The 15,306-nt window shown below is 69.9% G+C and carries 11 protein-coding genes; 1 reads left to right on the top strand and 10 read right to left on the bottom strand.

Going from position 1 to position 15,306, the window contains the following annotated elements:
* Window positions 1-89: 89 nt before the first annotated feature.
* From MasN3_RS21770 to MasN3_RS21785, 4 genes are all read right to left on the bottom strand, one after another.
* Window positions 90-977, bottom strand: a complete 888-nt coding sequence (locus MasN3_RS21770) for a hypothetical protein (protein WP_281910181.1) — start codon at window positions 975-977, stop codon at window positions 90-92.
* 58 nt (window positions 978-1,035) lie between these two features.
* Complete coding sequence (locus MasN3_RS21775; protein ID WP_281910182.1) at window positions 1,036-1,788, bottom strand: DUF2243 domain-containing protein; 753 nt, start codon at window positions 1,786-1,788, stop codon at window positions 1,036-1,038.
* 75 nt (window positions 1,789-1,863) lie between these two features.
* On the bottom strand, window positions 1,864-3,417 hold the full coding sequence (locus MasN3_RS21780) for a hypothetical protein (protein WP_281910183.1): 1,554 nt from the start codon (window positions 3,415-3,417) through the stop codon (window positions 1,864-1,866).
* Window positions 3,414-4,283: an ABC transporter ATP-binding protein gene (locus MasN3_RS21785; RefSeq protein WP_281910184.1), complete on the bottom strand. Its 870-nt coding sequence runs from the start codon at window positions 4,281-4,283 to the stop codon at window positions 3,414-3,416. Before MasN3_RS21785 ends, MasN3_RS21780 begins: the two co-directional genes overlap by 4 nt.
* 247 nt (window positions 4,284-4,530) lie before the next feature.
* Between MasN3_RS21785 and MasN3_RS21790 the strand changes: the two genes are divergently transcribed.
* Window positions 4,531-6,591: a tetratricopeptide repeat-containing diguanylate cyclase gene (locus tag MasN3_RS21790; RefSeq protein WP_281910185.1), complete on the top strand. Its 2,061-nt coding sequence runs from the start codon at window positions 4,531-4,533 to the stop codon at window positions 6,589-6,591.
* Between the two features lie 105 nt (window positions 6,592-6,696).
* Here the strand turns inward: MasN3_RS21790 and MasN3_RS21795 are convergent, their stop codons facing one another.
* The 6 genes from MasN3_RS21795 to MasN3_RS21820 form a co-directional block, all read right to left on the bottom strand.
* Window positions 6,697-6,993, bottom strand: a complete 297-nt coding sequence (locus MasN3_RS21795; protein ID WP_281910186.1) for a hypothetical protein — start codon at window positions 6,991-6,993, stop codon at window positions 6,697-6,699.
* An 80-nt stretch (window positions 6,994-7,073) separates the two neighbouring features.
* Entirely contained in the window at window positions 7,074-7,904 is an 831-nt protein-coding gene (locus tag MasN3_RS21800) for a zinc ribbon domain-containing protein (RefSeq protein WP_281910187.1), read from the bottom strand.
* An 8-nt stretch (window positions 7,905-7,912) separates the two neighbouring features.
* Window positions 7,913-11,578: a tubulin-like doman-containing protein gene (locus MasN3_RS21805; RefSeq protein ID WP_281910188.1), complete on the bottom strand. Its 3,666-nt coding sequence runs from the start codon at window positions 11,576-11,578 to the stop codon at window positions 7,913-7,915.
* A gap of 28 nt (window positions 11,579-11,606) precedes the next feature.
* Window positions 11,607-12,065 carry a hypothetical protein gene (locus MasN3_RS21810; protein ID WP_281910189.1) on the bottom strand — a complete coding sequence of 153 codons (459 nt, stop codon included), beginning with the start codon at window positions 12,063-12,065 and terminating at the stop codon, window positions 11,607-11,609.
* Window positions 12,066-12,103: 38 nt separating this feature from the next.
* A complete protein-coding gene (locus MasN3_RS21815) occupies window positions 12,104-13,606 on the bottom strand; it encodes a hypothetical protein (protein ID WP_281910190.1) in 1,503 nt (500 codons plus the stop codon).
* Window positions 13,603-15,093, bottom strand: coding sequence for a hypothetical protein (locus MasN3_RS21820; protein ID WP_281910191.1), 1,491 nt, complete (start codon window positions 15,091-15,093; stop codon window positions 13,603-13,605). The genes MasN3_RS21815 and MasN3_RS21820 overlap by 4 nt, the downstream gene beginning before the upstream one ends.
* Between the last annotated feature and the right edge of the window lie 213 nt (window positions 15,094-15,306).

A 15,306-nucleotide genomic window follows, 5' to 3' on the forward strand; every position in this document is an offset into this window, starting at 1 on the left:
CAACCGGCTGCCGCTAAGCCGCGCCTCTGTTCATCAGAGATTTGAACGCGCGTACGGCAAAGCCGTACACCCTACGTTCCAAACAGGCCCTAGCGCGGCCCCGGGATCAGCCGGCGGGCGTCGCGGCGCCGGATCTCGTCCACCACCTGGCTCGCCAGCCGGTCGAGCGCGCCGAAATGCGCGCCCAGCCCTTGCTGCAGGGCGGCCGGGACGCTGTCGGCGCACCAGCCGAGCATCATGCACAGCTCCAGGGTGCGCGGCGCGCCCGGCCCGCAGTCGGCGCCCAGGCGGCAGGCGACCAGCGCACCGCCGAAGGGAACGCCGCGCGCGGTCGAATCCTGTTCGTCGCGCACCGGCACCCGTTCGTGGAAGACCGGGGACACCAGCGAGGCGATCACGTCGGGGTTGCCCTGCTCGAAGGCCGCCAGCAGCATGCGCGCCCGGCCCTCGGGCCCGTCCGCGGCCAGGTAGTCGAACATGCTGCCCAGCAGCGGATCGGTGGCCAGGCCGAGGTTGCGGGCGGCGCCCAGCTCGCGCTCGGCGTCTTCCAAGCCATCTGGGGTGAAGTCGCAGCGCCGCAGCAATTCCTCGGCGGCGGCGCGGCGCGGCGCCGGCAGCACGGGCAGGGTCTGCTCGAGGGCGCGGCGGCAGGTTTCCAGCACGTTCGACGCATAGAAATAGGCGCCGCTGCCGGGTTTGCGCATCGTTTCGTAGAAGAACACGCGCAGGTTGGGCGCCTGCACGAAGCGGGCGTGCAGCGCGCGCCATGACGCAGGCGTTGCCGGCTGCGCCGCCGCAGTCGGCGTAGTCGGCGTAGCAGGCGCGTCCAGTACCGGCGGCGCCGGCCTGGCGGCAGGCGCCGGCAGGGCGTGCGGCCGCGGGACGGCGACGCTGACCGGTTCCGGTGCAGGAAGGGTCAGCATCACCGCGCCGGCCAGCAGGCCAGCCAGGCCGGCGCCGATGGCTAGTTCACGCATTCGCATAGGGCTGGCAAAGTATTCCTCATTGCCGGCATGCTAGCAGCACCGATGGCGGCTAGACGCGGCTCCAGTTGAAGCAAGCACCCGGCACTCCCGCTCCGCTCACCAGCAGCGCGCCGTGCCGGTAGAAGCCCCAGCGCCGCTCCTCGGGCACCGCGACCACCACCACGCCCATCGCCCGGTCGCTCCACACCAGGCGCGCATCGAGCGCGTCGAGCGCCGCGAACACCTCGCGCGGCCCGGCGCCGGGATGGAACACCACGGTGGCGAAGCCGGTCTGCGCAGGCGGCACCAGGGCCCAGGCACCTGCGCCCGACGTGACGGCCACCAGCGCCAGCATCGCCGCCCTGCCCTGCGGGCCGGGACCGCCGCCGCGGCGCTGCAGGCGCAGGCCCAGCGCCAGCGGCAGCAGGCCGAACAGCGCCAGCCACAGCAGGTCCCACAGCAGGGGATCGTCGCTGTCGATGCGGATGCGGTGGATCTGCAGCAGCCAGTGCGACAGCAAGGTGTCGACCACATGCCACAGGCCGAAGCCGACCAGCACCGCGCCGGCCAGCGGCCAGCCCCACCGCCCTTCGCCGCGGCGCTGCAGGCGCCACAGGCCGGCCAGGCCGGCCAGCGCGATCAGGTACATCAATGCGTGAAAATAGCCGTCCCACAGCACCTGCATGCGCAGGTCGTCGATGCCGGGCACCAGGCTGAGCAAATGGTGCCATTGCAGGATCTGGTGCAGCAGGATGCCGTCGAAGAAGCCGCCCAGCGCGAAACCAAGCACGGCGTCCCAGCGGAACCACGGTGTTTTCCACATCGCATCACCTCGCATCGGAACGGGAGGGCCAAGTATAGCCCGCCCATTTCAAGGTGCCTGCACCCCAGGCCAAGCCTAGCCGCGGCGGCTCCAGGCCATGCCCGCCGCCACCGCGGCCAGCCCGACCGCCAGGAACGCGCCGGCCGACTGCAGGCTGGCGTCGCCATGGAAACCGAACGCGTCCAGCATGGCTACGCCCTTGGCCTGGATCATCACGTAGAAGCCGAACAGGAACAGGCCGAGGAACAGGCGCGGCGTACGGCTCAGCTGCCCGAACAGGGCGGCGCAGCCGGACAGCGCCACCAGGCCGGCCAGCAGGGCGAAGGCGCGCACCGGCGCGTCAAGGCTCCAGCGCAGCGCGACCGGTCCCATGAACAGGAGGCCGAGCAGCAGCGCGGCCGCCCACTGGCGCAGGAAGCGGCGGCGCACGCCGCCCGGCACCGCGGCGCTCAGGCCCTCGCAGCCGGCGCTGCCGTCGCGGGTGGTGCTCTCGCTGCACAGGATGCCCCAGAACACCAGGGCGCTGGCCAGCAGGCCGGGCAGGACCGCGCCTGGAAGCGCCAGGCCGCCGACGAAGCAGGCGAGCAGCGCCAGGATCGCGCTGGGCGCCGAGACCAGGACCAGGCTTGTGTCGGCCAGCACCTGCCCGCCCGGGCCCGGCAGGCGCGCGGCCAGCCGCATCAGCGGGGCCGCCAGCCGCGCCAGCGGGCGCAGCCAGCCGTTGAGCAGGGCCAGCGGCGAACGGCGCCGGCGCGCCTTGCCGGCCTTGACGCGGTCCGGCGAGAAGCGGTGGAACAGCCACACGGCCGGCAGCAGCGGCACCAGGGCCAATGCGGCCGACAGCAGGCGCTCACGCACCATGGTCCCGGTCCACATCCATTGCGGCAGGGTGTGCGGCGGCAGGGCCGGGTTGAAGTTCATCATGCCGACCCCGAGGGCGCGCGTCTCGGCCTGGCTGCGCAGGCCGTCGATGGCATGGGCCAGGCCGTTGAAATCGAGCCAGGCCAGCCGGGACGCTCCCGTGCCCTCCTCCACCGCCGCGCCGAGCGACAGCAGGGCCATCCACAGCATGAAATACAGCAGGTCGCCGGCCTTGCCCATCAGCGGCGCCCAGCTGTCGCACAGGACGGCGCAGCTGGCGCAGAAGAAGCTCATCGGCAGCATCAGCAAGGCATAGGTCTGCAGGTAGACCAGGAGCTGCACCGGACCGTCGCCGCGCAGCAGGTGGCAGGCCAGGGTGGTGAGCATGAAGGCGCCGAGCAGCAGCACCAGCGCGCCGACCGCGCCCAGCCAGCGGCTGGCCACCAGCAGCGCGTCGCCCGCCGGGGTCGCGCCGATGACGCCGCCGATGCCGCTGCGCAGGTCTTCGCCGGTGCGTCCGCGCGCCAGGTAGAAGCCGGCAAGGCTGAACAGCAGGGCGCCCATGACGGCGCTGCCCAGCGCCAGCGCCGAGCTGGTGTACAGCACGCGCGCACCGTCCACCACCAGGAGGCTGCTGCCGGTGCGGACATCGCTGATCATGGCCCAGGTGACTGCCACCACCGCCAGCACCGCCGCCAGGGTGGACAGGCGGCGCAGGCGCAGGCGCACCTCGTGGGCCGCCAGCAGGAACAGCGGATGCGCGCTCACGCCGCCTCCGCCTGCAGCGCGTAGCGCTGCGCCATCAGGGCTTCTTCCAGGCTCGGTTCGGCGTCGACCGCGCCTGCGCAGGGCTGCTCGGGGTGGGCGATGCGCAGCAGCATGCGCCCTTCCTGGCGCTGGGCCTGCAGCACGTGCACCCGCTCGCGCAGCGCCGCGTAGTCGGCCTCCGGCACGCTGGCGCTCCAGACCTGGCCGCGGGCGCGCCGCAGCACGCCGTCCGGCGTCTCGTGCGCCACCAGCCGGCCCGCGCGCATGATCGCCAGTTCGGTCGCGATGCTCTCCACGTCCGACACGATGTGGGTCGACAGGATCACCAGCTTGCCGAAACCCAGTTCGGCGAGCAGGTTGCGAAAGCGCAGCCGCTCTTCCGGGTCGAGCCCGGCGGTGGGCTCGTCGACCACCAGGATGTCGGGGTCGTTCAGCAGGGCCTGGGCGATGCCCAGGCGGCGCTTCATGCCGCCCGAGAACGAGGCCGCCGGCCGCTGCGCCTGGTCATGCAGGTTGACCAGCTCGAGCAGGCGGCGGATGCGCGCAGCGTCGCGCACGCCCTTGAGGGCCGCGAAATACTGCATGAATTCGAGCGCGCTCAGGTTCGGGTAGATGCCGAAATCCTGCGGCAGGTAGCCGAGGCGGCGCCGGATCGCGTCCGGTCGTTTCACGATGTCGATGCCGTCGAACAGGATCTGGCCGCTGCTCGGGCGCATCAAGGTGGCGATCATCCCCATCAGGGTCGACTTGCCGGCGCCGTTATGGCCGATCAGGCCGACCACGCCCTGGCCCAGCGACAGCGACACGCCGTCCACCGCCCTGGCGTCCTTGCCGAATTGTTTCGTTACCGCGCGCAGTTCCAGCATGTTGTCCCCTTCGCATTGTCGTTGCGCCGACTATAGGCAGGGCCGGGCGCCGGCTCCAGCCGTTTGCGACAGATGGTCGAAAACGGTGGATGAATGCTGGATGCGCATGCGCTTCGTTCTCTATGCATATGTGTCGTTTTGGTGACATTTGCAGAGATACTGAATTTCTTGTTTGCAACACGCATATAATGATCTCAAACAAAACGGATGTGATTTACCGCTATCCCGAGATTCCCGAGACTCTGCCATGCCCTCTTCCCTCTCCCGATCACTGGCGCGTTCGCGCAGGCTCGTGCTCGCCACGGCGATGTGCATGGTCTCGGGCTTCGCCAGCGGCGCGCAGGCGCAGGCGCAGGCGGCCCCGTCCGAGGGGCTGGCAGGGCAGCTCGCGGAAATCCGTGAACTCAACAAATATGTTCCCCAGCGCGCCTTGCCGCGCCTGCTCGCGATCGAGCAGGAAGGGCGCGCCGCGCCGCTCGAACTGCGCGCCGAGTTCCTCAACCAGCTGGCCAATGGCTACGATGGCGTGGGCAAGCTCGCCGAAGCCGGCGCCGCCGCCGACGAACTGGTGGCGCTCGGCCGCCGGCACGACAACAAGGTGGTGCTGGCCAAGGGCCTGCTGCGCAAGGGCTACATGGCTTACCGCCGTTCGGAACTGACCGAATCGCACCGCCTCATCCGGGAAGCCGAGCAGCTGGCCCAGGCCACCGATGACATCAACCTGAGGGTGCGGGCGAGCATTTCCTCGGGCGACACCTTTGCCGAGGAAGGCAACTTCCCGAAGGCGCTCGAGCGCCTGCAGCTTGCGGCGGCGCTGGCGCGCAAGCACGGCGACCCGACCCAGATCGTCATGTCCCTCAATGCCCTGATCGGACTGTATTCGCAGATGCGCGAGTACGACAAGGGCTTCGAGGCGCTGGACGAAGCCCTGGGCGCCGCGAAAAAAACGAATTCCCCGGGCCGCATGGCGACCCTGAAACATGCCGAATACCTCCTCGCGGCCGGCGCCGGCCAGTACCGGCGCGGCCTGAAGGCGCTGCTCGAGGGCCTGGCCATCGAGCGCAGCATCGGGGCCGATGCGATGGCCGCCTATTCGCTGGTCAACCTGGCCGACTGCTACCTCAAGCTGCACGACTACCGCAACGCGGCGCTGTATGCCGAGCAGACCATCGGCGCGGCGCGCGCACTGAACGACGCCGGACTGGAAGCCACCGCGCGCATGAACCTGGGCCAGGCCTATCTCGCCCTGGGCCGGCTGGAAGAAGGCAAGCGCCATATCGAGGCCGGCATGCGGGCCTACGAGAACCTGGGCGACCAGCCGCAGCTGCAGGCGGTGCTGGTGGAGTACGGCCAGGCGCTCGAGCGCGCCGGCGACCTGGCCGGGGCGCTGCGCGCCTACCACCGCGAACGCAGGATTTCGAACGAATTGTTCGAAAAACGCCGCCAGCGCGCCGTGCTCGACCTGCAGCAGAAATACGAAACCGACAAGAAGCTGCGCGAGATCGAACTGCTGCGCAGCGAGAACCAGGTCAGCCACCTGCAGCAGCGCGTCTGGTGGCTGCTGGCGGCGGTATTCGCCCTGGCCTCGGTCGTGGTCGGCCTGCTGTACCGCAAGGTGCGCCAGGCCAACGCCAAGCTCTACGCAAAGAACAAGGAGCTCAAGCAGCAGAGCGTGCGCGATCCGCTGACCGGGCTGTACAACCGCCGCCACTTCCTCGACTACATGCGCGCGCGGCCGCAGCCGGACCTGCAGGCCGCCGCCGCCGAGCAGTGCGGCGCCCTGTTCCTGCTGGACGTCGACCACTTCAAGCACATCAACGACACCTGGGGCCACGCGGCGGGCGACGCGGTGCTGACGGCGATTTCCGCCAGCCTGCGCGAGATCCTGCGCGAGACCGACATGATCGTGCGCTGGGGCGGCGAGGAATTCCTGGCCTTCCTGCCGGCGATCCCGCGGAGCGGCCTGGACGAGGTGGCGCAGCGCATCCTGGCCGGCGTGTCGGCGGTGAGCATCGCGCACGGCGGCCAGACCCTGGGCGTGAACGTGTCGATCGGCTTCGCACCCTTCCCGCTGAGCTGCGGCGGGGTCCTGCTGCCGTGGGAACGCGCGGTCAATCTGGTGGACATGGCGCTCTACCTGGCCAAGGCGCACGGACGCAACCGGGCCTATGGCGTGCAGGGCTTCGGCGATGCGTCGCAGGTCTGCGTGGAGGAGATCGAGCGCAACCTCGAGCAGGCCTGGCGCAAGGGGCAGGTCAGGATGTCGGTGGTGCCGGGGCTGCAGCAGGATTGTCGCGCCAGCGCGTGATATATGCACCATTGCAATACCCGCATCGGCTGACGGGATTACCTATGCACCGCTGCAATGCCTGCCGGCGCTGAACGCGCGGCCTACGACACCGTGCCGCTCCGCTTAATCGACCGCGTCCTGGATTTTCTCGCCGGCGTCTTCCACCTTCTTGCCGACTTTCTCGGTAGCCCGCTTCAGGCCGCCCTTGGCGTCACGGGTCGCATCCACGACCTTCTCGCGCGCCTCTTCGGTCGCACGGTCGACCTTGGCCAGTTCCTGGTCCACCTGGCGCGAGACCTTCGCGCCGGCCTCGTCCAGCGCCTTGCCGGCGCGCTGGGCCGGCCCCATCGCGTCTTCGTCACGGCTGCAGCCTGCCAGCGCGGCAAGCAGCAGCAGCGTGCCCAACATGCTCGTCTTCATGCCTGACTCCCCCTGTCTGCTTGCCGTCCAGCATACACCGGCGCCGAAAAACGTGGCTGACGCTTGGCGCGGATAGCCGCTCACTCGTTGCGGGTGGGATCGGCCAGCGGGTGTTCGCGTTCGTCGACGATCTCCAGCCGCAGGGCGCGGGTCTGCTCGTCCTCGCCCCAGCGCCTGGTGAACACGGCCAGCCGGGCCAGTGCCTTGTCATAGGCGCGCGCACGCCGCAGTTTCTTGATGGCGCCGCTGGCATCGGCCCAGGCGCTGGCGCGCTGCTCGGCGCGGGTGCAGTCCGCGGACGCCTTGTTGAGCGACTGCTGCACCTGGCGCAGCTGTTCGGGCGTGGCGCGGGTGTTGCGCAGGGCGATCAGTTCGTCCTGGGCGTCGCGCGCCTTGCAATCGACCGCCAGCGCCACCGCCCGCTCCATGCGCCGCTCGATACGGCTGCCCTCGGGACGTACCGCCATCCAGATCAGCCACAAGGCCAGCAGCGCGGCGATCCACCAGCGCAGCCGGATCGGGGCGCGCCGCGGCGGCGCCGCTCCCGCCGCCGCTCCCGCCGCGGCACGGCCGACGCTGGGCGGCGGCGGGATGCCGCGTCCGGCCTGCGGCTGCGCTGGCGGCTGCGCCGGCCGCTGGGCTTGCGGCTGCGCTGGCGTCCCTGCCCCCATCGCCGCAGCGGCCGCCGGGTTCGGGAGCGGCGGCGCGGTCGGCGCCGGCGTCGGGGCGGCCGTCGGGGCCGGCGGCGGTGCGGCCGTCGGCGCCGCCGCCGGCGGTTTGGCCAGCACCGGCGCCATGGGCTGGGCGGCCTGCTGCGCCGTGCCGCACCATGGACAGAAATTCACCCGCCTCGGCATCAGGCGCCCGCAGTGCGGGCCGATGCAGCGGTAGACCGCGTCGTCTTGCACCATGCCGTCCTTCATTCGGGGTCCGGAATGCCGTCGCTCCTGCCCGGAACGTCGTCCGGGTCGGGAATAGCATCGCCCAGCAGCGCCGCCAGTTCCGGCAGCGCGCCGACCGTGCTCCACTTGTCCAGCCTCGGGTTCCAGGCCATGTTCCAGGCGCGCGTCGCGCCGTCGATCTCGCCGCGCGCCGCCTGGCGCGCGATCTCGTCGATGGTAAAGGGGCCGCGCTGGGCGCTCTGCACGAACAGCTTGTAGCGCGGCCCGTCCGCCAGCGTGCCGCCATGCACCGCCGGCGCGGCCTTGGCCAGCGCCACCGGCGCCGCGGCGCGCCCCTGCAGCACCGCGCTGGCATGCGCGTCGCTGTGCAGGTACTGCGGCAGGATCACGCGCTTGTCCACCGGCCGCTCGACTTCCCAGCTGTAGGCGTCGCTGGCGGAATCCGGCACCGCCTCGGTCCACCCCTGGATGCCGGCGAGCGCGGTCTCGATCTGGCTGGGCGACAGCGTCGGGTCGAGCGCGGCGGCGCGCCGGATCCACCCGTCGTACAGGCGCCGCGCCGTGATGTTCGGCAGCGAGGGCGACGGCAGCTGGGCGCCGGTCTCGTCCACCTCCAGGCGCGGCTCGTAGACGCGCAGCTGGTAGTAGCGCATCAGGGCCGCCAGCAGCACCAGTTGATGCGGCCCCACGTTGGCCAGGCGCTGGCGCACGGCGCCAATCACCCCGTCGCGGTAGTACGGCGGCAGCCCATTGGAACGGACCGCGAACTCGTTGCCGATCTGGAGCCACTCGCCTGAACCCGGTTCGACCTCGAACAGGTACTGGCCGCGCGGCTGGAAGCTGGCCTCGCGGTCGCCCAGGTCGGCCTTGCGGCGGATGACGCCGAGCGCGATCGCCTGCAGGAACCACTCGTAGTCGTCGGCCAGGCGGTTCAGTTCATCCATCGAAGGCGAGAGCGGATGGCGAAAGCGCGTGGCGTCGAAGTGCAGGTGGGTCGGGATCTTGGGGTTCTCGATCTGGTACGAGGCGCGCCAGGTCGGCAGGCCGCGCAGCACGGTCATCGGGTAGCCCGACAGCTCGATGTAGCACACCGCCTTGCCGGAAATCCCCGTGTTGACGACCGACAGCAGGTCGCCGTGGAAGTAGCCGGTGGGTACGGCGGCGCGCAGCTCGCCCTCCATCTTGCGCCAGGCGCTCACGTCGCCGACGCCGATGAAGCACTTGAACTGGTCGGCATTCGGCGTGAATTCGGCCGAGAAGCGCGCGTTCACCCAGGGCATGGCGCTGCGGATCCACTCGGCGAATACGCGCTGGCGTTCCTGCGGGCTCATGCTGGACAAGCGCTCCAGCAGCGGATCGACCGGCTCCGGCTGCTCCAGCTCCTGGGTCGACAGCTGCAGCTGGGCGCGGCGGAACAGCTTGAGCAGCAGGTCGGCGCGCAGGCGTTCGTCGCCCAGTTGCGGGAACAGGCGCGCCGAGCCGCCGAATTCCAGCAGCACTTCCTCGCTCCAGCTGCTGACGTCGCTGCTGAGCCTTACCGGCGGCGGCAGCGTATCGCTGGCCAGCTTGATGTAGGTGGCGTGCTCCTGGCGCGCATCGGCGCGCAGTTGGCTGATGCGCTGGTCGGCGGCCGCCAGCATGGCCCCGACCATCCGCCGGCCTTCCTGGAATTCGCCGGCGATGCCGGTCCACTGGGCATTGCCGTGCTCGTCGGGCGCCTGCGGCTCGCCCAGCCAGGCCGACATGTTGCGCATCACCTCGATCGACTGGTTGGCGGCGACCGCCAGCAGGTGGAAGCGCAGATAGTCGGCGATGTCGCGCTTGAGGTGGTTCATGACTTCGCGCGCCTGCGGCTCCTTGCCGAACAGGCGGCCGGCGGCCTGCGACAGGTTGTTCAGCGATTCCTCCACCTGGCGCGTGCGCAGCGCGTCGCGGATGTCGCGGTAGCGGCGGCCATTGCGCTCGGCATTGGCGATGTCGCGCTGCGACAGGCGCGCCTTGACCTGCTCCAGCAGCGACAGCACGAATTCCAGGCCGCCCTGCTTGCGGTCGTCCAGCAGGGCATACAGGCGCTCGCGCACGCGGGTCTTCTGGCGCGCCGTGACCTCGCCCGTGTGGCGCTTGATGCGGTCTTCGCTGGTCTCGGCGGTGGCGCCGGCCTCGCGGATGGCGTCGCGCTCCAGCTGCGGCAGGAGTTCGGCCACCTTCTCGCGCCACTGGCGGATGTCGTAGGAGGCCATGATGCGGTCGACTTCCAGCTGCACCTTGCTCTCGACGCGCTCGAGCAGCAGGCGCCCGTCCTTGTCCAGCAGGAGGGTGCCGGTGAGCGCATATTCCGGGAAGGGCGTGACGTCCACGGTGCCCTTGCGGAAATCCGGGAAGATGTCGAAGGGGCGCTCGGCCATGTCCATCTGCTCGCGCATGAAGCTGTCGCGCTCCTGGTCGCCGGCGCGCCGCGCATTGCCGTCGCTCCCGGCGAGACCAAAGAAGGCCTTCACCATCAGCCCGGCTAGCTCGTAGGCGCGGATGTCGTCGCGCAGGCTCTGCTGGGTGTCGAGCACGGCCTGGCCGAAGGCCGAGTACACCTTCGAGTAGGACAGGCGCATGTCGCCGAAGCGCTGCTCGGGCACGCGCGGGTTGTAGGGGCCCAGCTTGTGCTGCTGCTGGTTGACCGCCACCGAGCGCTTGCGGTTGGCGAAATCGGCCGACGCGAAATCTTCGAACAGGGTGTCGGCCACCATCTGGTACACGTCCTTCACGTCCAGCGTGGCCTTGTTGGCGAGGTTGGCGGTGTCGACGAAGTACACGTCGTCGTAGGGCGCGCCGCGGCCCGTGATGCTGTCCGGGTCCATCCAGTGGACCTGCGCGTTCATGTCGCGCATCGCGGTCTCCAGCTCCATCAGGGTGGCGTAGGCATTGGCCTCGGTGCGCTCCTTGTTGGCCTTGGCGAAGCCGCCCGGCATCAGGAGCACCAGGTCGACCTGGCTGTCCGATACTTCCTGACGCGCGATGGCTTTCGACAGCCAGCCCAGGTCCAGCACGCTGCCGGCGCCGGTGCCGCCGGCGCAGGAGGCAATGACGACGATGCGGAACTTCGAGGTGTCGACCTGCAGGCCGAGGCGCTGGTAGTTCTCCTTGCGCTCGATGCCGGCATTGCTGCCCAGGGAATTCAGTGCGCCCTTGATGCGTCCCCTCAGCTTGGGGTACTTGTCGAACAGGTAGAGCCGCGCCAGGGCGCGGATCTGGCCCGCCCCTTTCGAGGGGTCGATGCCGAGCGAACGCAGCTTTTTCGGGCGCAGCGGCATCCAGCTTTCGATCAAGGGGAAGCGCGCCAGGCTGTCGTCGGACTCGTGGTACTGCGGCAGGTCGAGCGGTTCGACCAGACGCTCTTCGTCGGTCAGCTTGACCAGTTCGTACCAGGGATCGGTGCGCTGCGACTTGCCTTCGTCGATGATCGCGTTATTGTCCAGGTCGAAGTGCAGGAAGCGCGCCACCGGGAAGTCGGCGATCGACTCCACGCGCGTGGGGTTGTGCCGGTTCCAGACCGCCGACAGGATGCGGCGGCGGATGCGCATCATGACTTCCATGCCGGTGCCGCCGGCGCCGATGAACAGCGTCGGGCGCAGGTCGACTTTTAACTCTGCCTTGGCGTTCAGGGCTGCTGGGTTGGGAAAATCTGCCATGTCGTTCTCTTTGCTCAGTGTGATGCTGTTACCTGCGGCCGATGAACAGGGCCGCGACCAGCGCCACCAGGCCCACCGCCACCAGGGGGCCGGTGACGGCGAAGGTCAGGAATTTGCTGGCATTGATGATGGCCAGGACCGCCGCGGCCGACAGGAAACCCAGGCCGACGAACAGCAGCCAGCCGGCGCTGCCCGCCGAGGAAGGCGCGACGCGCCGCACCACCAGGTGGTGCACGTAGGCGTTGCGCACGAAGAAGTACACCACCAGCAGGATCACGAACACCACCGCGCCGATCGCCAGGTCGCGCGTCGAGGTGTCGGTGGCTGCTACCGGCGCGCTGGTGGTCCCGGGCACCACCTCGATCGGACGGTTGGCAGTGTCCGGCTGGGTCTGGGGCAGCGTGTCCTGGGGCGCAGCCGAATCCTCGGGCAGCTTGAAGCCGGGATCAGCGGGCGTCGGGGCGCTGGGTGCGTGGGTGCCTTGCATGGTGAATCCTTTCTTCTTGTTTATTGTTAAAAACTAGATCAACGTCCGAGCCGGACCTGCGCTCCCTCACGCAGGTCGAGCAACTGGTGGCCGAACAAGGTCGTCTTGAGCATCGCCACCTGGGCGCCGGCCTTGTCGTAGATCGGTTGCGTGGTGCCGGGGCGGGCGCGCATGGTGCGCAGCTCGTCCTCGACCGTGACCTGGGCCACGCGCGGCCGGCCGTAGGCCCAGGCGGCGGCGCCGGCCGCGGCCAGCAAGGCTGCGGCCAGGCCGCCGAGGGCCGCCAGCGGCCCCATGCCGTAGTGGACCCGCACTTCGAGCGGCAGCACCGCGGTCGATGCCCGCACGGTCGCGGGCGGCGTGAAGATGTCGGGCAGCGGGTCGCCCGGGAACAGCGCCGCCATGCGCTCGCGGAAGTCCTGCGACAAGGCGAGGCGCTGGTTCGCCAGGTGCAGCTCGATGCGGCCCGGCAGCACGTAGGCCGATCCGGCCGACTTGAGCGCCGCCATCGACCATTTGTCGGGCAGCTGCGCCACCGGCAGCTGCATCGTCGAGCCGAGCGGCAGCGGCTTGCCCGGCGCCAGGTTCTCCACCCGGCTGCTGGCCAGCCGGATGGGGCGGTCCTCGCCGCCGAGCATCGAGCGCGCGCCCAGCGTGGCCGAGACGATGGTGTACGGGTACATCGCATTCTCGAGATTCCAACGCACGCTGGCCCTGGGGGTGCGCGCATCCGGGTCGACGTCGGCGCGCAGGGCGCCGCCCGGCGCCTGCGAGAACGATACGCCCGGCGCATCTTCCACCTGGGCCGGGCTGAGTCGCACGGTGTCGCGGTCGAGGGGTTTCAGGCGCGCCGGCTGCTCGGTGATCACGCGGGCGATGCGGCCGGAGACCAGCAGGCCGTCGAGCGCGCGGCTGCCCTCCTTGCCGACCGCGAAGGCATACACCATCAGGCCGTTGGCCTGGTAGTGCTTGCCCTGGACCGGCATGCGCAGCGGGAAAGCCACCACCTTGTCGATCGCCTCTCCCTTGTGGATCAGCGCATAGAATTCGCGGTTGCGCGCGGCCGTGGCCTGGTCGTTGTTCGGGCTGTTGCGGTTATTGGTCACCAGCCAGACGATGCCCGGCTTGCCGTTCAATGCCATCGTGATGGCCGCCCGCACGGCTTCGCCGAGGTCGGTGTCGGCCAACGCGTTGCTGTTCGGCTTGCGCGCGGTATCCAGGTCCGCCAGCGCGCCGTTCACCCGGCTGCGTACCGGCTTGTCGTCGGCCTTGAGCGACAGCAGCGCTTTCGGTGAGGGCGCGCCGGGCCGCGACTGGTTGAAAGCGGCCAGCACCAGCGCGTCGCCGGGCTGCACGACGGCGCCCGCCAGCGCGCCGACGAGCGGCTTGAACTGGCTCTTCGGATCGCTGTAGAAGGGCTCCATCCAGCCCGAGTTCTGCACCAGGAGAATGTGCGACGTCGCATGCGGCGTCGCCCATGCGCCCGCCATGACGAACAGCGCCGCCAGCGCGGCAAGACCATGCTTGATCAGCGCCCTCATGCCGGCTCTTCCAGGCGCCAGCCGCGCATCGCATTCCAGTCCGGATGGTGCAGCCACAGGCAGCCGTCGTAGACAAACGGCACGCACTCGAGTGGACGCGACAGGCGCACCACTTCGTCGAGGATCACGTTGCGGCGGCCGATCCATTCGACCGTGGTGCGGGCGATCGTGCGCGCTTCCAGCGCATCCTCGGCGCGGCCGGTGTATTTGTGCATGCGCAGCACCAGGCCGCTCGGCTGGCTGCGGTTGTTGTTGAAGGCACGCAGCAGCGGCAGCACCAGGGTCTCGTCCTGGTTCAGGTCTTCCACGTGTTCGCCCGACCAGGGTTCGTCGAGCACCGGGTGGCCGCGCCGGAACAGGAAGTTGGCGAAGCCCAGGCGCGCACCGTCGATCGGCGCCGTCTCGGGCCGCTCGCTGCCGAGTTCGAGGAAGGAATAGCCATGGCCGTCATGGCCGATGTGCCACAGGCGGCCGTCGCGGCTCTGGGTCGGCCCGCCGAAGGCCAGGCGCGGCTGCCAGCCCGGCGGCCAGGGCGTGAACAGCGGCGGCTCGCCCGGACGCCAGGCCAGTTGTCCCTGCTCGTGCAGCCAGAACAGGCGGCCGTCATAGCCGATCGGGCGCGACCAGCCGCTGGCGGGAACGTCGGGACAGGCGAACTCCTCGACCGCATCAAGATCGATGCGCGCGCTCCAAAGACGTACCAGTCGGCCGAACTGCGCCTCCGGCGCCACCAGGCAGGCGACGTGGCGGCGCATGGCGCCGGGGGCCGCGACGACCGGCGCCTGCAGCACCGGTTCGAGCCGGTAGCTTTCGCTGACGGGATTGATCCACAGGCGTTGCAGGCCCGCATTGGTCGGCACGATGGCGACCTCGCCGCGGCGCGGCTCCAGCACCGGCAGCCATGCGTAGCTGGACGCCGTGAAGGCCAGGCTGGCCGCGCCGTCGTCCGGCGCCATCACGTGCCACAGGCCGGCCACCGGATCCCAGTACTGCAGCACGCCGCGGGTGTGCGCCAGCGCCAGCAGGCGCTGCTCGGGAAAGCCGTAATGGGCGGCGGCGAACACGCAGTAGGCGTTGGGCGGCGCCGGCATGCTCAGGTCGCAGCGGCCCGAATGCGGCGCGGCCGGACGCTCTTCCAGGCTGTCGCCGAGCGGCAGCGACGTGACCGGCAGGCCATGCGGCACGTGGCGCGGCAGCATGGCGTCGGCGCCCGGGCCCCACCAGCCGGGCTGGCGCGAGGGCGTGCCGGGCAGGCGCTGCAAGGGCTTGCCGCAGTTGGGGCAGAACACGAAACCTTCGGGATAGATGGGCGCGCAGCCGCAGCTGGCCGGCAGCGAGGCGCCGAGCAGGCGGGCAACGTCGGGCATGCGGCCGGGCGCATGGGCCTGCCAGTCGATGCGGCCCAGCCCTTCGCTGGCCAGCAAGGCAAACTGCCCGCGCTCGTCCTCCTGCCAGACACTGGCAGGCGTTTCCCATCGGTATGTCATTCTCGCCTTTTCGCCAAAATAATTGATCAACATCTAGCTTGGAGAAGCTGTTGTTGTTGCTCAAATCATAGCGCCGGCCACTGCCGCGCGGCGCGCCGTACACGGGGTAGCACGCCCTGCTACCGGAAGGATCAATAGGCGGGCCTAAAACGGGCTGAAGTACGGAACTTTTGGCCAACGTACGTATAATGGCGCCGATTTCGCATTCATTTC

The organism is Massilia varians (assembly GCF_027923905.1).
In the GTDB taxonomy this organism is placed as follows: domain Bacteria; phylum Pseudomonadota; class Gammaproteobacteria; order Burkholderiales; family Burkholderiaceae_D; genus Telluria; species Telluria varians_B.